At 37.9% G+C, this 19,861-nt stretch carries 15 protein-coding genes and 2 tRNA genes; 7 read left to right on the forward strand and 10 right to left on the reverse strand.

Annotation, left to right across the window (positions count from 1 at the left end):
- Positions 1 to 44 precede the first annotated feature (44 nt).
- The 4 genes from KKD45_00800 (at position 45) to KKD45_00815 (ending at position 4,264) form a co-directional block, all read left to right on the forward strand.
- Positions 45 to 1,217: a WecB/TagA/CpsF family glycosyltransferase gene (locus tag KKD45_00800; GenBank protein ID MBU4309044.1), complete on the forward strand. Its 1,173-nt coding sequence runs from the start codon at positions 45 to 47 to the stop codon at positions 1,215 to 1,217.
- Between the two features lie 24 nt (positions 1,218 to 1,241).
- Positions 1,242 to 1,421 (forward strand): hypothetical protein, encoded by a 180-nt coding sequence (locus KKD45_00805; protein ID MBU4309045.1) that lies wholly within the window; start codon positions 1,242 to 1,244, stop codon positions 1,419 to 1,421.
- A 6-nt stretch (positions 1,422 to 1,427) separates the two neighbouring features.
- The gene (locus KKD45_00810) at positions 1,428 to 2,888 is read left to right on the forward strand and encodes a glutamate--tRNA ligase (GenBank protein ID MBU4309046.1); all 1,461 of its coding nucleotides are present in this window, start codon (positions 1,428 to 1,430) and stop codon (positions 2,886 to 2,888) included.
- A gap of 143 nt (positions 2,889 to 3,031) precedes the next feature.
- Positions 3,032 to 4,264, forward strand: coding sequence for a peptidoglycan DD-metalloendopeptidase family protein (locus tag KKD45_00815; protein ID MBU4309047.1), 1,233 nt, complete (start codon positions 3,032 to 3,034; stop codon positions 4,262 to 4,264).
- Positions 4,265 to 4,308: 44 nt separating this feature from the next.
- On the opposite strand, the gene KKD45_00820 is transcribed toward KKD45_00815, so the two are convergent.
- From KKD45_00820 to KKD45_00840, 5 genes are all read right to left on the reverse strand, one after another.
- Positions 4,309 to 5,268: a tyrosine-type recombinase/integrase gene (locus KKD45_00820; protein MBU4309048.1), complete on the reverse strand. Its 960-nt coding sequence runs from the start codon at positions 5,266 to 5,268 to the stop codon at positions 4,309 to 4,311.
- Positions 5,269 to 5,628: 360 nt separating this feature from the next.
- Complete coding sequence (locus KKD45_00825; GenBank protein MBU4309049.1) at positions 5,629 to 6,507, reverse strand: hypothetical protein; 879 nt, start codon at positions 6,505 to 6,507, stop codon at positions 5,629 to 5,631.
- A gap of 36 nt (positions 6,508 to 6,543) precedes the next feature.
- Complete coding sequence (serS, locus tag KKD45_00830) at positions 6,544 to 7,818, reverse strand: serine--tRNA ligase (protein ID MBU4309050.1); 1,275 nt, start codon at positions 7,816 to 7,818, stop codon at positions 6,544 to 6,546.
- A 17-nt stretch (positions 7,819 to 7,835) separates the two neighbouring features.
- Positions 7,836 to 9,299: a lysine--tRNA ligase gene (gene lysS, locus KKD45_00835; protein MBU4309051.1), complete on the reverse strand. Its 1,464-nt coding sequence runs from the start codon at positions 9,297 to 9,299 to the stop codon at positions 7,836 to 7,838.
- A 170-nt stretch (positions 9,300 to 9,469) separates the two neighbouring features.
- A complete protein-coding gene (locus KKD45_00840; GenBank protein ID MBU4309052.1) occupies positions 9,470 to 11,218 on the reverse strand; it encodes a SulP family inorganic anion transporter in 1,749 nt (582 codons plus the stop codon).
- 206 nt (positions 11,219 to 11,424) lie between these two features.
- On the opposite strand from KKD45_00840, the gene typA reads away from it, so the two are divergent.
- On the forward strand, positions 11,425 to 13,221 hold the full coding sequence (typA, locus tag KKD45_00845; protein ID MBU4309053.1) for a translational GTPase TypA: 1,797 nt from the start codon (positions 11,425 to 11,427) through the stop codon (positions 13,219 to 13,221).
- Positions 13,222 to 13,348: 127 nt separating this feature from the next.
- Here typA and KKD45_00850 read toward each other — a convergent pair whose 3' ends face one another.
- From KKD45_00850 to KKD45_00865, 4 genes are all read right to left on the reverse strand, one after another.
- The gene (locus KKD45_00850; GenBank protein MBU4309054.1) at positions 13,349 to 15,226 is read right to left on the reverse strand and encodes a hypothetical protein; all 1,878 of its coding nucleotides are present in this window, start codon (positions 15,224 to 15,226) and stop codon (positions 13,349 to 13,351) included.
- Between the two features lie 188 nt (positions 15,227 to 15,414).
- A tRNA-Glu gene (locus KKD45_00855) sits at positions 15,415 to 15,486 on the reverse strand.
- Positions 15,487 to 15,548: 62 nt separating this feature from the next.
- Positions 15,549 to 15,620 (reverse strand) — tRNA-Glu (locus tag KKD45_00860).
- A 147-nt stretch (positions 15,621 to 15,767) separates the two neighbouring features.
- Complete coding sequence (locus KKD45_00865) at positions 15,768 to 16,595, reverse strand: TatD family hydrolase (GenBank protein MBU4309055.1); 828 nt, start codon at positions 16,593 to 16,595, stop codon at positions 15,768 to 15,770.
- Between the two features lie 197 nt (positions 16,596 to 16,792).
- Between KKD45_00865 and KKD45_00870 the strand changes: the two genes are divergently transcribed.
- Both KKD45_00870 and KKD45_00875 read left to right on the forward strand, forming a co-directional pair.
- The gene (locus KKD45_00870; GenBank protein MBU4309056.1) at positions 16,793 to 16,951 is read left to right on the forward strand and encodes a hypothetical protein; all 159 of its coding nucleotides are present in this window, start codon (positions 16,793 to 16,795) and stop codon (positions 16,949 to 16,951) included.
- Between the two features lie 50 nt (positions 16,952 to 17,001).
- Positions 17,002 to 18,402, forward strand: a complete 1,401-nt coding sequence (locus tag KKD45_00875) for an ATP-binding cassette domain-containing protein (GenBank protein MBU4309057.1) — start codon at positions 17,002 to 17,004, stop codon at positions 18,400 to 18,402.
- Here KKD45_00875 and murC read toward each other — a convergent pair whose 3' ends face one another.
- Positions 18,403 to 19,848 (reverse strand): UDP-N-acetylmuramate--L-alanine ligase, encoded by a 1,446-nt coding sequence (gene murC, locus KKD45_00880; protein MBU4309058.1) that lies wholly within the window; start codon positions 19,846 to 19,848, stop codon positions 18,403 to 18,405. It lies immediately after the preceding gene.
- Positions 19,849 to 19,861 lie beyond the last annotated feature (13 nt).

The following is a 19,861-nucleotide window of genomic DNA, read 5'->3' on the forward strand; positions in this document are numbered from 1 at the left end:
TAATTTAGTGTTATATTATTTATATATAATAATGTCTAAATTTTATGAAAATATTAGGAATACATGTAACCGATGACTCCCGCGAGGAGGTTTTGGGGCGGATTGAGGGGTTTTTGGAGTCTGATAGGCAGAATATTGTGGTAACGCCGAATCCGGAGATTATTTTGGCTGCGCAGGACGATGAGAAGCTTTTTCACATTTTAAACATTGCCAGTTTGTCACTGGCGGATGGGATTGGCTTAAAGTTGATGGGACTATTATTGGGGGAGAATGTAGTCCGGATAACAGGGGCTGATTTAGTAGTGGATATTTTGAAAATGGCACAGAGTCGAAAAAGTAATGTTGGAATAATTAATTGGTCAGGCGGACTTTCGAGTTTTGGAGAAATAAAAAAAACATTAGAAGAAAAATTCGTAGGTATAAAAGTCTTTGTAACTGATATCGCAGAAAAAGATTTTAACAACAAAAATATCAGTTTTGTGAGCTTAAGTAATTGTGAAATAATTTTGGCCAATCTGGGAGCTCCTTATCAAGAGAAAATTATCTTTAACAACTTGCCGCAATTTCCCAAGGCGCGAGTTTTGATTGGTATCGGTGGTGCTCTTGATTTCTTGACTGGTAAAATAGCTCGAGCGCCGTTTATCTTGCGCAAAATTGGCATGGAGTGGTTGTGGCGCTTAATTAAACAACCGACGCGCATTAAGAGAATTATTAACGCCGTTATAGTTTTCCCATTACGGTTCTTTAAATTTCATTTTATTAATTGTTTTTTCTATCGGCCCAACGTTGCTTGCTTGCTGTATAAAAAATCAGAATCTGGTTATTCTTTTTTATTAATAAGTCGCAGTGATATTGAACACCATTGGCAAGTACCACAAGGAGGCTTGGATGGTTTAAACGCAGAAGAGGCGGCCAAAAAGGAGTTGAGCGAGGAATTGGGAACTGATAAATTTGTCACCAAGGCGATTGTGAAAAATATTTATCGTTATAAATATGTAGACAAAAAAACCGTCGTTAAACACCGTGGTTATAAGGGGCAAAAGCAAGATTTGTATATTGCAGAATTTATTGGTAATGATGAGGATATAAAAGTAAAAACTTGGGAGCATGCTGGCTGGCAGTGGGTGAGCGAGAATGAGTTCATTTCTTCACTGCACCAGGATAGGCGAAAGAGTGGAGAATTGTTTTTGGATAAATTCCAAAAATTGACAAAATAGTTTAATATTATTAAAATAAGCCTTATGAAATTACAATTTAAAAAATACATCTTTTTAATTAATGACGTTACAAATTTACTTTTGGGCAAAGAAAGGGAGAATTTGGAGAGAGATTTCAAGAAGATGAAAATGGTAATAATTATTTTGGGAGTGCTTTTAGTAATTTCTGTTTTGCTAAACATCTATTTATTAATAATGATATAAAATAATATGGAATTTAGAACACGGTTTGCGCCGTCACCAACTGGGTATTTGCATTTGGGCAGTTTAAGAACTGTTCTTTTTGGATATTTAATGGCAAAGAGTGAGGGAGGGAAATTTTTCTTAAGAATTGAAGATACTGATCAAAAGCGATCGGTCGAGGGAGCAATCGAGGGTTTGCTGGATATTTTAAACTGGGTAGGCTTAACTTTTGACGAAGGTCCGCATCTTGGTGGCGATTATGGTCCTTATGTACAGACTGAGCGAATGGATATTTATAAAAAATATTTAGAGGAATTATTGGCGACTGGCAAGGCTTATTACTGTTTTTGTACATCAGAAAGATTGGATGCTATGCGCGCTGAGCAACAGGCGAATAAATTACCGCCTCGCTATGATCGACATTGTCGTAATTTGAGCAAGGAAGATGTGGAGAAAAGGATTGCAGCCGGCGAGCCGTATGTAGTACGACACAAATTACCGTTGGACGGAGAGATTACCGTTCATGATGAATTGCGTGGCGATATTACGGTGCAGTTTAAGGAGGTGGAAGATTATGTTTTGATTAAGTCTGACGGGATTCCTACTTATCAATTTGCGAGCGTGGTTGATGACCATACGATGAAGACTTCACATGTCCTACGTGCCGAAGAGTGGATTCCTAGTTTACCAAAAAATATACAACTATATAACGATTTTGGCTGGGAGCCACCAAAATTTGTCCACATGTCTTTGACCTTAAATAAGGACGGTGGCAAATTGAGCAAGCGCCAGGGCGATGTGGCCGTGGAGGATTATCGGGCGAAGGGTTATTTACAAGAAGCTCTGATAAATTTTAGCGCGCTTTTGGGATGGCATCCCAAGGATGATCAAGAGATTTTAACCTTGGACGAAATTATTTCAAAATTCAATTACAAAGATATGGGTGTAAAGGGCGCTATCTTTGATTTGGATAAATTGGATTACTATAATGGTTACTATATCCGCCAAAAACCGATCGCGGAATTGGTAGAATTGTGTAAGCCGTTCTTGGCTGAGAATTTAAAATTAACAAACAATTCTTATAAAAAAACCGATGAATTTTTAACCAAGGTGGTAAAGTCTGAACAGGAGAGATTGAAAAAATTAATTGAAATAGGGGAGTTGACGGAGTTTTTGTTTAAGGATGAGATTGAATATGATACTAATCTATTAGTTTGGAAAAAAACGACCTTGGAGGAGATGAAAGTCAATTTACAAAAGATTTATGATTTTTTGGAAAGAATTTCTGAGGAAAACTGGAATCGTGAATATTTAGATGCTAATGTTATTGAATATTTAAAGACTAATGATTTGAAAATAGGTGATCATCTTTGGCCAACGCGCGTGGCTTTGTCTGGCAAGCAGGCGAGTCCGGGGCCTTTTGAGATTGCGGACGTTTTAGGTAAGGTAGAGACTTTGGAGAGAATTAAGAGGGCGATAGGGAAATAAAAAACCCCTCACCCTGTCCCCTTTATTATTAATCGGACGAGGATTACGTTAACCCTCTCCCGCCGGGGCGAGGGAAAAAAACTGTAAAAAGGCTGATTTTATTCAGCCTTTTTTATTTTTCCAAAATGTGCTATAATATAGATATGAAAAAATTTATCTCGGGTACAATTTTAATCTCTTTATTTTTGGGTTTTATAATTAAGGCCCCAGGTTTTGTATTGGGACAATTGTCCTCGGAATCAATAAAAAGAGAGGTGGATCAGTTGAACAACGGCATTGGTGATCAGAAAGATAAACTTAAAAAATTACAAAAAAAACAAGAAGAATATGCCGAGGCTATTAAAAAGGCACAGGCAGAAAAATCTTCTTTAAGCAGTCAATTAGCAATTTTAGACAATCGTTTAGCTAAGGCACAGCTTGATATTGAAATAATCGAATCAAAAATTAATGAGATGGAGCTGGAAATGCAGAAGACAAACATTGAGATTGACACCAAGAATAAAGAAATTGCTAAAGAAAAAGAGCATGTTGCCAATGTTTTTAAAATGATGCAAAAGAAGGATGGGGTAACCACCTTGGAGGTTTTACTATTAAATAATTCTCTGTCAGATTTTTTGAGCCAAGTTAAATATTTGGAAAATATTAATGAGGGGATTAGTGAGAGTATTAGTAATTTGCAAAAATTAACAAGACAGTTGGAAAGACAAAAGGAAGATTTAACGCAAAAAAATGTAAAATTAACTGCCTTAAAAAATGAATTGACTGACAATAGAAATAAGGTAACCGCAGAGGTTGAGAATAAATCCTTTGTCTTGGTACAGGTGGGTAATTCCGAAAATGAATTTCAAAGATTATTAGCGAAGTCAAAGAAAGAACAAGAAAACGCCAACGCTGAAATTGCTAGCATGGAAAAATTAATGCGGGCAAAATTAGCGAAACTTGATGGCAAGAAGCTAGAAATGAATCCTAATGGCTTGGTTTGGCCAGTGCCAAGAAATACAATTACGGCTTATTTTCATGATCCTGATTATCCGTTTAGAAATATTTTTGAACATCCAGCTGTTGATATTCGTGCTGGACAGGGGACTCCCCTCAAGGCGGCCGCTTCTGGATATGTCGGTAGAGCCAAATATGGCGCCAAGGGCAGTTATGGCTATATCATGCTTATTCATGGCGATGGCTTATCTACTGTTTATGGTCATGCATCCAGGATTACCGTACAAGAGGATGATTACGTTACACAAGGTCAAATTATTGGTTATAGTGGTGGTATGCCCGGTGCAGATGGATCAGGCGGTTTAACCACTGGTGCGCATTTACATTTTGAAACTCGTTTAAACGGAATTCCAGTTGATCCATTGGGATATTTACGCTAAAGAAAAATACACAAAAAACGTTCGCGGTTATGCGAACGTTTTTTTTATTTCTTTAAATCCTTACCACTGTGTAGTTTTTTGTGAATATCACGTAGTTGCTTATTGGTGACATGAGTGTAGATTTGTGTGGTGGCAATATTGCGATGTCCCAAGAACTCTTGGACTATTCTTAGGTCAGCACCTTGCGAGAGTAGATCGGTGGCAAATGAGTGACGAAGGGTGTGTGGCGTAGCCATGATGGGGAGGCCGGAAATTTTGACGTATTTTTTAACAATATCTTCAACACTGCGAGTGGTCAAGCGCCTTGGGTTGTTAGTCTTGTCGATTCCTGGTTTGTAGTTGATAAAGAGAGCGTCGTCAAAATCATTTCGTTTATTTAAATATTTACGCAACCAATTAATTGTTCTCTCGGAGAAGTAAACTGTTCGGACCTTGCTGCCCTTGCCGACGACGGCAACTTCGAGTTCTTCGGTCGCGTCGTTGATTCGGAGTTGTTCTAGATTGAGAGAGGCAAGTTCAGCGACACGGAGACCAGTGGAGAAGAGGGTCTCTAGGATAGCTCGGTCACGTAGACCGATTATGGTTGTGACATCAGGTGTGAGCAAAAGTCTTTCTAGCTGGTCTAGTTTTAAAAATTTAATTTCTTTGTCTGACTTGTCCTTGGCGAGTTTGATTGAGCTTGGGGAAAGGGTAGCAATTTTTTTCTCAACAAAAAAATCAAGCAAACTTCTGAGTGCGATAAGGTAATAATTCTGAGTAGTTTTTTTGAGAGATTTTTTGGTGCGGGGGTCAACAAAGCGGGAGAGGTAGACGCGGTATTTATAGACATGGTCAGTGGTTAACTGGCCAGGCTCGATTGTGTCCAAATCAACCTCGGCAAGCCACTTGAAGAACTTGGTTAAGAACCGGGAATAATTTTCTTGGGTCTTGGAAGAAAGACCTTTTTCGATCTCAATATAATCTAAATAGTCGGTAAGATATTTTGTAATTGGCTTATCAGTCATAGGGATATATGAATGTTAACGGGGTAATTAGTTAAAACCCCAGGAAAAGTGATATATAGTACTTCGCATAATGTAGATTAAGCGAAGTATGGTCTGTATTAAAACAAGGGGATTTGGCCCGTTTAGTTTAGGCTAAAGCGTATTCCCATCATACTTAGGTCTGGGAAAAAAAGAAGGGATATTTTGACGAATAACAAAAACAATCCAATCACGGTCAAAACTGACACTAAAATTGTCAGATAAAAAAAGAATTTGAATGTTGCTTCTGCCATATATTTTTAAAAAAAATGTCAAAATATTGATTGCTGGTATTATTATCGATTTCCGCGTATTTGTCAACCTAAGGTGTCTACCTTGTGCTTACTTGTAATAAACGCTGTCGCCGACACTGACGTCGATGTATTGTCTAGATTTAAAATCGTCTTTAAATTTTTCGTTCTTGATGATAGCCAGCTTGTTTAATTGTTTCTTGATGTCTGTGGTAATAGAAAAATAAATTTCTGGACCGTCAACTAGCTTGCTGTTAACCATATTGACGGCATCGCCAATGATAAACTCTTGAACCTTGAAATCTGGGTATTCCTTGTACTTATCAGCCAAGGCAAACATAAAATCGATATACTCGCCCCCTGGGGCTATTTTTTTGTTATTAACCTTGTTGGCGGATTTATTTTCGACGATGGGGAGGCCGGACTGATTGGCTGCGTCTTGGTTTGTTTCTGATATTATATAACCGCTACGATCAGTATTGTAATACTTCCCGTCCTCGAGCCAGATCAAAGCTTGCTTCTTTTCCACATAACTTATCTTCACGGTATGCAGACCGCTACGACTGATATTTAATTTATCAAATAAATACTTTGTTTCTATTTGATCCACTAACCCGCCTTTGCTGCAAAAAATTATATTACTCCTGGGTGAAAATACAAATGACTTATAGTTAATCTCATCCAAGGCAATCTGCTGGATCTCGTTTTTATCAATTTGTCCGTCCCCTTCAATTACAATATTTTGAATCTCAAAAGTTTTGGAATACAACAAAAACCACGTTAAAAATAAAACCAATGAAACGGTTGTCGTTGTTAGGACACGAACTTTCCAATCAAAATCTTTTTTAACTGCAGTTGCCCTACGTTCCGCAAAAAAAGGATTGGAATAATCCTTTGATGCATAAGAGCTACCTCCTTTTTTCTTAATTTTTGCCCTATTATTTTTGTTGTAAATTTTACTTTCGAGCATAGTCCTCCATTTATCAATTAAGGTTGAGAGACCTCCCTATTTCTTTTTAATTATTTCAAGATTGCCAGGAATATATTTGCGCAGTTTTTCGGGGATAATCACAGTGCCATCTGCTTGTTGGTAATTTTCCAAAATAGCAATTAGTGCACGAGTAATCGCAATCGCCGTGCCGTTAAGCATATGTACAAATTCACTTTTGCCTTCCTTGTTCTTGAATTTAATGTTAAGTCCCCTGGCTTGATAATCGGTACAATTGGACGTAGATGTTATTTCTGCCCAATCACCCATTTCCCCGTTCTTATTTGGCTTTCCTGGCATCCAGGCTTCTAGGTCAAAGGTTCTAATAGCTGGGCCGCCTAAGTCAGCGGTGCAATGATCGACAACGCGAAAAGGAATATTTAAACCTTCAAAGATTTCACGTTCGATGCTTAATAATTCTTTATGCGCTGTCTCACCTTTATCAGGTGTGACATATTGGAACATTTCAATTTTGGTAAATTGATGCACGCGGAAAATGCCTTTGGAGAATTTGGAATAAGCACCCGCTTCGGTTCGGAAGCAATGAGAGACGGCTACATATTTTTTTGGTAAATTTTCTTCTTTAAAAAGTTCGTCCATGTGCATACCGCCCATGGTAATTTCGGCAGTACCGATTAAGCATAGGTCGCTATTTTCAATATTATAAACCTGAGTCGACTCACCTCTTGGATTGAATCCTAGTCCTTCAAGGACTTCTTTTTTGGCCAAATCAGGGGTTATAATTGGTGTAAAGCCGTGCTTAGTGACAACCTCAAGGGCGTATTGTATTAAGGCAAATTCCAAAAAAGCTAACTCGTTTTTTAAGTAATAAAATTTAGCACCACTAACCTTGGTGGCTCTGTCGAAATCGATCAAATCTAATTGTTCGGCTAGCTCAACATGATCTTTGGGTGTGAAGGTAAATTTAGCAGCTTCGCCAAAATTACCAACAACGGGATTGTCATCTTCATTATCACTGACGTGCACGTCTGGATGAGTCATGTTGGGTACGCGCATAAGCATCGTGCGCAATTCGTTTTCTAATGGCGTTTGTTTTTCTTCGAGCACTCTCACCTCTTCGCCAATTTTTTTCATTTCTTCTATTTGTTCCGGCGTTGGTTTTGTCTTAGAGCCAGTGTTGCGCTTTGATCTGAGCTCGTCAACAATTATTTGTAATTTTCTTTTTTCTTCGTCTAATTTTAATAACTGATTGATATCAATATCAACTAGTCTGTTTTGACAATTCTGTTGAACTTTCTCCTTGTTTTCACGAATGTATTTAATGTCTAACATATATATAAAATTAATTATTATTTATTTTTGGGTTTTATTAATGGGAATAAAGTTGCCTCACGCAAGGTTTTGTCACTAAGAGCGGCAAAGAGACGCTCACCAAAGCCGAAACCAAATGTTGGGGGCATGCCATGTTCAAGCATCTCAACAAAATCCCAGTCAGGCATCATCGCCTCATCATCCCCTTCTTCCATAAGTTTTTGTTGTGCCTCAAAACGTTCGCGTTGGTCAATTGGATCATTCAACTCCGAGTAACCGTTGCCGATTTCACTGCCACAGAGAATGATTTGGAATTTTTCTACTGTACCAGGAAATTCAACTGACTCCTTGGACAAAGGTGCGATCATCTTTGGGTGTCTAACCAAGAAGGCTGGTCCGGCAATCTGCTTGCGACAATACTTCCACAATGAATCGATTAATCTTTCTTTATTGCGTGCGTCGGATTTTACACCTAGCTCGGCCAGCTTTGCGAGCATTTCTTTTTCCGTAGTATTTAAAACATCGATTCCGGTCCTATTTAAAACCTCTTCGCGATAGTCAATCTCCTTCCACTCCCCTGCTAAATCAAATTCATAACCGCGTGATGAAAATTTAGTTTTACCAAATACCTTATTGGCGATTTCTAAATACAATTCTCTAGTCAATTTCATACCATCTTTATAATCAGCATACGCCCAATAGAATTCCATATTCGTAAACTCTTGCAAATGATTAGGACTAGTGCCTTCGTTGCGATAAGCACGGCCGATTTCAAAAGTTTTTTCATAGCCGGCCGCCATTAATCTTTTTTGCCACAATTCGCCGATGGAAATACGCATATAAACATCGATATCAAAATCATTGTGATGTGTCCGAAAAGGATTGGCTTCGGCACCACCAGTTGTATTTTCAATCGTTGGTGTTTCTACTTCTAAGAATCCCTTGTCCTTCAAAAAATTTCTGGTTACCTCCCAAAATTTTGCACGTTGAATAAATAACTGAAAATGTTCATCGTTGGTTAAGAGATCAAGATATCTTTTGCGAATAATTTCTTCTTCATCTTTTAGACCATGAAATTTTTCTGGCAATGGCAATAAGGCCTTGGTTAGTAATTTCCAGGACTTCACCATGACACTTTGTTCACCCTTATGAGTCAAAAAACATTCACCGGTAATTTCCAAGAAGTCACCCATGTCAATTAATTTTACAAAGTCCTTATATGAATCAACGCCGATTTCATTCTTGGAAACAGCAATCTGAATTTGGTAACCGTTGTTTTTCAGGTTAGCAAAAGATAAGTTACCGTGAGAACGCTTACTCATCAAGCGACCAGCCAAAGAAATTGAAGTTTTGTCGGCTTCCAATTGTTCAAATACAGTCAAAACATCCTCAACCCTGATTGTGGTTTTGGTACTAGCGGGATATGGATTTACACCCTTGCCCTTTAACTCCTCTAATTTTTTTAAGCGCTCATCATGTTCGCTAACTTTACCTATTTCCATATATTTTTATTTAATTTTGTTCATGAAAATAAGATGCTTAATTCGGCATCATTATTAATATAATATATAACATTCGTGCAAAAATGTAAAGACCGAAAAAATTGCGCCAAAAATTAAAAAGAGGAATATTTAATTCCTCTTTTTACAACAATATTGTGAAAGTTTAAATTCTACGAGTTACATTCTTTAAAAATTTTACTAGTACATTTCGCACAAATGTCTTTATCTAGGAGAGAATAAATCTTGGCAATCGCCTCCGGTTTAGAATGACAAATATGCTTATCGCCGATCACTTCCATTAAGCCTGATTTTTGCATTTCAGTCATAATGTAAGGACTGACATTGCTAAAATAAACATCTTTATCATGTTTTCTGTATTTTTTAATAATATTTGACAACATATCGAAACCAGCTAAATCAACTGTGCTGACACTACTGAATACGATTAAAACTATTTTGTGATCCGGGTTTTCTTCATTAATTCTGTTAATTGAATGCTCAACGTGTTCAGTTGAACCGAAGAAGATTGAGCCATCAATTTTGATCAAAGTTAATTGCGGACATTTTGGCAATTCATCACTGGCCACCATTCTTCTTCTTGGGTGATTATTATCGGGAACGTAACAGGAAACGTGTGGCTTGGCTGTGTTGCGCAAATAAATTGCAATCGAAAGCAAAACGCCAACAAAGATTGCAAATTCTAATTCAATAAAGAGGGTTGATAAAAAAGTAATTACCAATAAAGAAGCTTCGCTCTTATTAGCCTTGATAATGTTCTTGATGTGATGAAAGTCTATTAAACCATAAGCGACCAAGAAAAGAATTGCAGCCATAACTGCGTTTGGCAAATAAGCTGCCAAAGGCGCGACAAATAAAACTATAATACTCAAGAAGATAGCTGAGTACACAGAGGAGAATTGTGTTTTAGCGCCACTCTCATAATTTAGACCAGTTCGATTAAAGGATCCGCTAGCAGGATATGCTGAAAACATACTGCCAACAATATTAGAAATCCCCTGTCCGATTATTTCCTGATTGCCATTAATTTGTTGTCCAGATTTTAGCGCAATAGCTTTAGATATTGCTACGGCCTCAACAAGGGCTAGCATGGTAACTGCCAAGGCAGGAGAAGCTAGTTCCTTAATTGAACCGAACTTTATTAATGAAAATGAGAATGGTGGTAAAATACTTGGTAATGCTCCGACAGTTTTTATAGCCGTGGTGTCAAAACCATATTTACTAGTTAGGTAATAACCAAAGAAGCTACCTACCAGCATGGCTGGGATCATATAGGGAATTTTTGGAAATTTTTTCTTCAAAATAAGGCCGATAATTAAAGTTAGAGAACTAACGGCCACGATGTAAGGATTGATTTTATCAAGATGTAGTAAAAACTCATGAATGGTTTCGTAAAAAGAACTTCCTTGTGGTATCTTAACGCCAAAAAAATTCTTGATTTGACTGGATCCGATTAAGATTGCGGCGCCTGCAGTAAAGCCAACGACAACCGTATGTGAAATAAAATTCAGCAAGCGTCCAAATTTCAACCAACCCATTACTAATTGAATAATACCCACTAATAATGAGATTGTTAAAATTAAACTAATATACTCTTGACTGCCTGGTTCTGCCATCGGGCTAACCGTTGCAAAGATAACTAATGAGATGGCTGTAGTCGGACCTGAGACTAGGTGCGCAGATGAGCCCCATAAAGCGGCCATGATAGCGGGTGCAATAGCTGCAAAAATACCGTATTGTGGTGGTAGACCAGCAATAGTGGCAAAGGCCACGCCCTGAGGTAGTACGATAATGGCGCCAATCAGGCCAGCCATTGCGTCTTTTCTGGCTTTTTCTTTGTTATAACTTTTTAACGTTTCTATAAAGGGGAAAAACGATAAGACCTTTTCTTTTGATAACATAATTTTTTTCAAAAAAAAATAAAACCTCCTCAAAAAAAAAGAAAGTTTTCTTTAGATTATTAATAACAGTTTTAATTATACGGAATAAGTTAAAGTAAGTCAAATAATGAATTTCCTTGACTTTTTTTTCAAAATGTATTATAAATAGGATAAGATTTATTTATACATAAACTGCCTCATTATTAGGGGGTGGTTTTACTTTTTTTATGGAAATTAGAAATATTGCCATTATCGCTCACGTAGATCATGGAAAAACAACTTTAACAGATGCTTTAATGCGCCAAACCGGTATGTCAGCCGAGGGTGTTAGTATGGATAGCAATGCTCTTGAACAAGAAAGAGGAATTACGATCTACTCTAAAAATACTTCTGTTTATTACAAAGACACAAAGATTAATATTGTGGACACTCCCGGACATGCTGACTTCGGCTCCGAAGTTGAGCGTGTTTTGCGTTCCATTGACTCTGTGCTTTTAGTAGTCGATGCGCAAGAAGGACCAATGCCTCAAACCAAATTCGTTTTGAAAAAATCTCTTGAATTAGGCTTGAAACCTATTGTGGTTATCAATAAAATTGATAAACCGGCCGCTCGCCCTGATGAGGTAAAAGAAATGGTTTATGAATTATTCTTGGACTTAGGTGCTAATGATGAGCAATTAGATTTTACAACTATTTATGCCATTGCTCGTGAAGGTATCGCGAAGATGAATATGGACGATGAGTCAAAAGACCTCTTCCCTATTTTGGATGTTGTTTTGAAAGAGGTGCCAATGGCATCAAGTGCTGAATTAGATGAAAGGCCTTTGAAAATGCAAACATTTAACCTAGCCTATGATAACTTCTTGGGCCGTCTTTCAATTAGCCGTATTTATGAAGGTAAAGTAAAAGCTGGACAAAAAGTAATTATCAAGGGTGTTGGCGATACAAGCCGTGAGGGAAAAGTTACTAAATTATATTCATTTGAAGGTTTAAAAAGAAAAGAAGTCACTGAGGCTTTTGCTGGTGATATCGTGATGACCGCTGGTTTGGCTGATATCTTTATTGGCGAAACTATTTGTGAAAACGCTGACCAGGAAGCGCTCCCAGCTATCAATGTCGATGAGCCGACTATCTCTCTTAACTTCTTTGTAAATAGCTCCCCTTTTGCTGGTAAAGAAGGTAAATTCGTAACTAACAGACAGATTAAAGAACGTTTGGAAAAAGAATTAGAAATTAACGTTGGTTTGAAAATTGATTTTGATTTTATTGATCATTATAAAGTGTATGGTCGTGGTGAAATGCACATCGCTATTTTATTAGAAAATATGCGTCGTGAAAATTACGAATTACAAATCTCCCAACCGCACGTTATTATCAAGGAAGAAGGTGGTCACAAACTTGAACCGTTTGAGGAAGTAACTATCTCTGTTCCAGAAACAATGACAGGTACTGTAATCGAAAAATTATCCAAGCGTAAGGGTAATATGACAGAAATGAAGCCAGAACATGGCCATGTGCGAATCTTATTTGAAATCCCGACTCGTGGATTACTTGGCTACCGAAATGACTTTGTAGTTGATACTCGCGGTGAAGGTATTATGTATACTCGTGTAATCGGCTTTAAGCCACACGTGGGCAAGATTGAGAAACATGACGTTGGTTCTATGATCTCGATGGCTACTGGCAAAGCGCTTGGTTTCTCCATCTTCAATCTTCAAGAACGTGGTTCAATGTATATTGCTGCTAATACTGAGGTTTATGAAGGTATGGTAATCGGCAATACTTCTAAGGGTGAAGATATGATGGTTAATCCAACCAAAGGCAAGCAATTAACTAATATGCGTGCGTCTGGCTCTGATGAGGCAATCCGTTTAACTCCCCCATTGGAAATTACCTTGGAAAGAGGTATGAGTGTTATGAAAGATGATGAATACTTGGAAATTACTCCAAAGAACATTCGTCTTCGTAAACAGTATTTGACTGAAAATGAAAGAGTAAGACTTGGTCGTAAGAAACAAGCGTAAACAACTTCGATATAAAAAAACGAGCGAATTAAATCGCTCGTTTTTTGTTTTTCTCATCGCTCTACTGGAAAGCACATGTGCTGCGCCAGGCATAAGGTTGTTGTGAGGGGTGTTTTATGTGAGTGTGTTATTTCCTAATTTCAATTTCGATTCTTCCTGGTTCGATTAATGCGGGAATCTTGGTAATAAAGGATGGGTAGAATTGAATTTCGTGCCCAGCTAGGTCTAAGTTGCCAGTTTTATCAATGTCGTTTAGATAGGCATTGACTTGATCTTTATTTAAGCCGATTAATTTCTCTTTGTCAATGACGTTAGAATTATCCTTTAAAGTAACCATGCCCTCAAAAGAAGCGCCGACGTTGGCGGTGCCGTTCTCGACATTAAAGTTGTTTAGTGAGTAGTTAATATTTTCACTGTCAAAACTAACTAATTCTTTATTATCGGCTAATGATTTCATTAATTTATCTTTAGCAATTTCTGCAAATATCTTATTGCTAAAAGCGACAACTACTACTTTGGCTTCCATGCCAATCTGAAATTCGGAGATTTCTTCACCTACTTTATTATTGACAGTTGTAATGATGGAATTCTCATCTATCTTGTAAATTATCTTATCGTAATTACTGTAGCTGTCATTGACTTCCTTTTTGGCATTGTTTAATAATTCTTGTTTCAAGTCCTTGACGCCATTCCTAATGTCATCTTCGGAGATACTTTTTTTGACTTTTTGTTGATAGATAGCCGCTTCTGAACTTTCAGCATAAATCTTGTCCTGGAGACCTGCCCATAGACCAGGAATGGTGAACTTGGACGCGCCAATCGCCATTTCTGGACTTGAATCATCGGCGTAAATCTCAGCCTCAACTGATCCGTTTACGGGAATGTCGACGGTATTTTTTAGTCTAAATAATTTACCATCAGTTGATAATAATCTAGTACTCGCGACTAAAGGTTGATTTTTGATATAATTATTTACTAGTCTAACCTTGCCAATCACCTCTTTGCCCAAAACCTCTTCGTTTGTGGCAGGATATGTCTTGGAAAAACTAACCGCTGTTTCTTTAACAACACCGATCACCTTTTCACCAACAGCCTCATCGACGTTTTGATTCTTTTCGGCATCCAGAACATCAAAAATTGCATTATTGCTAATTCTTTCCTGACTAGGTATTAAAACTATCTTAACATGTATAAATGTGAAGTAGAAAACCGCCGCACCAACTGCCATTAATAATAATGCAAAAAAATAAGCAATTTTTTTATAAATACCAATAGCATGCGATGATAATTTGAAGACATTATTTTCATGCTCAATAACAGGGGTTTCTGGTACTTTTTTGGCATTTTCTGCGTCTGTCTTTGCGGCATTGGCGGCGGCAATGACCTTTTTTACGGCATCGCTTTCAACATTCCACAATCCATCCTGTTCTTCTGTTGCGCTTTCGATAATTTTCTCGTCAATTTTAATGGCGGCATCTGGCACTACAACAACAACATCTTTTTTCGCCTCGATTTTATTACTTTCAGCAATAACGGCTTCAACTGGTGATGTTGATGCGCCGTTGTCTGCGTCATTGCTAGTTTCTGCTGGAGTGGTTGCTGTGATATTTTCCACAGGCTTTTCTGTCCCCAGGGTTTCTGAGGTGGCAATTAATTCATCGATATTATTTTGAATTTTACCTTTGATATTGATTTTAATAGCAATTTCCTCATCATCAGAATAACTGTCTTGGTTAATTGGACCATCTGAATATAAAGTCTCTGCAGGCTTTTCAGCGCTAATCAATGGTTTAATAATTATTGGTTTTTTGTCTACCTTTTTCGTGCTTGTTTTTTTTACAGTTGATTTCTTAACCACTTTTTTTTCTTTAACAACTTTATCCTTAGTGGTAGCTATGGCACCCTCAATCTTTTTCGGTCTTCCCGCTTTCTTTTTTACAACAATATTCTCCGCGTTTACCTGAGTGATTTCTTCTTTTTGATTATCTTTTTTTTCTGCTGTCATAAAAAAATTATTAATTTCGATTGAGGAATCCGCCACGGCGGACTAACCATGTAAAAAGCTTTTAGCTTTTTTATCCACAAGTTTTAATATATGAATAATATAACAAATTTTTGGGTTTATGTCCAATTCGCGACTTTTTTCCTGTAAAACAAAAAGATCATCCGTTGCGGATGATCTTTTAATGCTTGTGATCCCTAGGAGAATCGAACTCCTGTTATCAGGATGAGAACCTGGTGTCCTAACCATTAGACGAAGGGACCATTTTTTGCGAAAATAAATAGCCCTATATGGGACTGTTGGTCGTGTGATTGTTATTAAATTGTGATCCCTAGGGGAATCGAACCCCTATTATCAGGATGAAAACCTGGTGTCCTAACCACTAGACGAAGGGACCTTTTTCGGCAAAAAATAAATAGCCCTTTTCAGAGCTATTTGTATTATATATTGAATAATAAAATATGTCAAGAGTATTTTTTGGCACTAATTTTTATAAATAATGCTAAGATTAGCAAAATAACAAATATAATATTTTATTATATTTTTAAATCCGAAAAAATATTCGCGCATTTCTAGTAGTTGTTTCCTCTATCGAATCAATACTTAAATTTTTAATCTCGGCAATTCTTTTGGCGACATAGGATACCAGGGCTGGTTCGTTGCGGCTGCCACGGAATGGTTCGGGGGTCATGTATGGGCAATCGGTTTCGATCATGTATTTATCTTTGGGAATTTTGCGGATGAGGTCGTCCCATTGTTTGCTAAATGTAATTAACCCAGTGAATGAAATAATAATACCGATGCCGAAATATTTCCAAGCGAGATCTTCATCTCCGGAAAAACAATGCATGACTGCCCAGGGCCTATCTTTGGGAATTAGTTGGCGGTTTTCGCGGCGGAATTCATCAAGTAATTGGAGCATATCATCGTGGGCTTGGCGACAATGAATAATGGCTGGCAAATCTAAACGTCTAGCTAGTAGTAATTGTTGATAAAAAACTTTTTTCTGTGTTTCTTTAATCTTGCTGACATCCTGGGTATTGTCGATATGATAATAATCCAAGCCAATCTCCCCCACTGCGACCACTTTTTCAAACTTGGATAATTTTTCGTAAACGTCGTAATTGTATTCCTCGCCCGCGGTTGTATAATCGTTTTCTTGATGTGCGTGTAGGTGAATTGGATGTAGGCCAACAGCGGCGTAAACACCTTTTTCGTATTTATTGGCATACTCCAATGCACGCTTAGAAGTTTTGTAATCAGCACCAACCACAATCTGCCAAGTCTTTTCAGACAAGGAGTTGCGGATAACTTCATCAGCGTCATCGCGGAAGTTTTTAAAATTTACGTGGGAGTGAGTATCGATGAACATATAGTGCGAATTTTTAATTTTGAATTTTTAATTTTAAATAAGGATATATCCTTATCCTCTTTTAATAGTATACCATTTTTTCCGGTTTATCAACTTTATCTTTTTTGACTTAAATGCTGATATTTTGTATAATATTATCGTCGTCGTTCTTTTCGGAATATATTTCCAAAACCTTCAATCAAAAAAAGGAGGCTATCATGATTGGAGAATCACAGAAAAAAATCTTCAATCCTCGTATCGAGATGTTTTCGGCATTCAGTCAACCATTTGCCACAACCTCAACCAGCGTCATTGACACGTCATTGGAAAAAGCAGCTGCTTGTTGCGCATGCACGGCTTGCACTGCCTGTCGCTAACCAAAAAACCTCAACAAAGATCTCTGCACGCAGGGATCTTTCTTTTATATATGAAAAACACTATACAAATAAAAAACGCGACTGCGAATAATTTGAAAAATGTCAGTGTGGCTATCCCCTTGAATAAATTGGTAGTTGTCGCCGGGAAAAGTGGCAGTGGTAAATCTTCTTTGATTTACGATGTGTTGTTTAAGGCATCGCAAGGAGAGAGGGTTGCGGCCGTGATTGGTAAATTACCAAAGACTTTTGCGATATCACAAAAGGTTAAGTCTGATGGCAAGATGAGCTTGGGTGAAACTAATATGGGTAAATTGCGGGAGATTTTAAAAGTTATCAAAAAGGATGAATTGCTGATAATTGATGAGCCTTGCGCAGGGATGAACAAGGTTGACCGCGAAAGTGTTTTGAAATTATTACGAGACAGTTTAAAGAAAGGTATTTCAATTATTGTAGTTGAGCACAACAAAGATATCATTGCCAATGCTGATTACGTTATCGAATTTGGCCCTGAGGCGGGCGCTAAGGGCGGTGAAGTTATTTTTCAGGGCTCGATTGCTGATTATAAAAAAGCCAAGACGCCGACTTCTATTTATGTTTTTTCTAAAAAAGCAGAATTAGTGGATTATCAGAGAAGTCCGAATGCCAAGGCAAAATTGATGCAAAAAAAATCTTTGATAATTAAGGGTATAAACCAAAATAATATCAAGAATTATAATTTAAATATTCCTCTTGGTAGTTTGGTTTGTATGACTGGCGGGATTGGTACGGGCAAGACAACTTTATTGTCGGTTGCCTATGGTTCTCTGTTCAAGGGCAAGGATGCCTGGAAGATGAAGCAAGGTTTTAAATCCATTGAGGGCAAGGCGAATGTGAGAAGATCTTATTTTGTTGACCAGACTATTTTGAGTCCGATTATCACCAGTACCCCGGCCACCTATCTTGGTATTTGGGATTCAATTCGAGATGTCTTCGGTGGCTTGCCTGAGAGTAAAAAATTGAAATTGAATAAATCGCATTTCAGTTTGAATACGCAATTTGGTAAAGAAAAAATTCACGTTTTGGAAAAAGTAAAATATAAAAATAAGACAATTTTTGATGTCTTGAAAATGACCATTGATGAAGCGACTATTTTGTTTGATGATAATTCTTTGGTAAAAAGAAAATTAGGTTTTTTGCAAGAAGTTGGTTTGGGCTATCTGGCCTTGGGACAAAAATCAGGCACCCTGTCTGGCGGTGAGGCACAACGAGTGCGCTTGGCGAAGATTTTGTCCAAAAAATTAGGTGATCGTTGTATTTATATTCTAGACATCCCATCGCGAGGCTTGCATTTGAGCGACCTTCCTACTTTGACGAAAATATTTCAAAAAATTATTGATAAGAATAATACCGTTTTGATTGCCGAGAACAGAGAAGAAATTATTAACAATTGTGATGCGGTTATAAATCTATAATTACTTAACTAAATTCTCCCCAATCCGAAAAATATCCCCCGCTCCCATCAAAATCACAATATCGCCTCTATCAATATCACCTCTTAAATATGCTTCACATTCCGCCAAAGTCGGGATGTGTTTTGCTTTTCGCAAGTGAGCCGTGCGTGGTTTGCAAGCGAGTTGTCTATCTAATTGTTTGGTAATAATATTAACCAAGTCCTTGCTGTGCACGCCGCCTTGTTCTTCGCGGGCAGAGCCGTAGATGTCGAGGACGATTAATTCGTCGGCATCGCCGAAGCTGGTGGCGAAGTCGTTGAGGAGAGCCTTGGTGCGGGTGTAAGTGTGCGGGTGGAAAACGACTTTGATTTTTTTATCGCCGTATTTTTGGCGCGCTCCCGCTAGGGTTGCTTTGATTTCGGTCGGATGATGGGCGTAGTCGTCAATAATAGTTGCGCCCCGGAATTGTCCCATCGTTTGCATACGACGAGCGGTGCCTTCGAAATTTTCGAGATGGGTACGGATGTCGACTAAGTCGATTTCCAATTCAGCGCAGGTCGCTATTACGGCTAAAGCATTATAGATACTATGTTGTCCGGAAAGTTGAATGCTAAATTCTCCCAAGTTGGTGTCACCCACTTCATCGTCTTCATCAAAACTACTCACGCCGATCTTAACTTTAAAAACCTGCCGATCCCCTTCTTGTTTAATATCATAAGCCATGTAATCTGCTGATTCATTGATAGCATAACTCACGACGCGTCCACGACAATTCACATTGGCAATTTTGCGGATGAATTTGTCATCAAAATTCGCAACCAAAAAACCTTTGCTAGAAATTTTTTGAATAAAATCGACAAAAACCTGAACATAACTTTCTTCGGTCGGAAAATAATCCGGGTGATCGTAATCGATATTATTTAGTAAAACTATTTTGGGATTAAAATATTGTAATTTATTCTGATACTCATCGGCCTCGATAATTAAATAGCTAGAATGACCATTCAATGACGCGCCATCAAACTGAGGCACGCGCGCTCCCACCATCACACTTGGCGACTTCCCCGCTCTATCCATCACATAACCCAACCAGGCCGACGTCGTAGTCTTGCCATGGGAGCCAATGACGGCGATACCATGCTTTTGATTAAAGACTAGGCCAAGTGCCTCAGCGTATTTCAAGACTTTATGTTTTGATGACATGGCCACAGCTAATTCTGGATTAGTTTTTTCGTTATAAGCAGTTGAGTAGATAATTAAATCTGTGTCTATTGGAATATTTTTCTCGTCAAAGCCTTTGAAGACTTTAATGCCTTCTTTTTCTAACACTTCATCAGTCATAAAAATTTCATCAATATCCGAGCCAGAAACTTCCATGCTGATGTTGTTTAAATATTGTGCCAACATCGTCATGCCAACACCCTTGATGCCGATCATGTAGATTTTTTTGATTTTATTTAGGTCCATATGTTTAATGAGT

It is taken from the genome of Patescibacteria group bacterium (assembly GCA_018897195.1).
Lineage (GTDB): Bacteria > Patescibacteriota > Patescibacteriia > Patescibacteriales > UBA12075 > JAHILH01.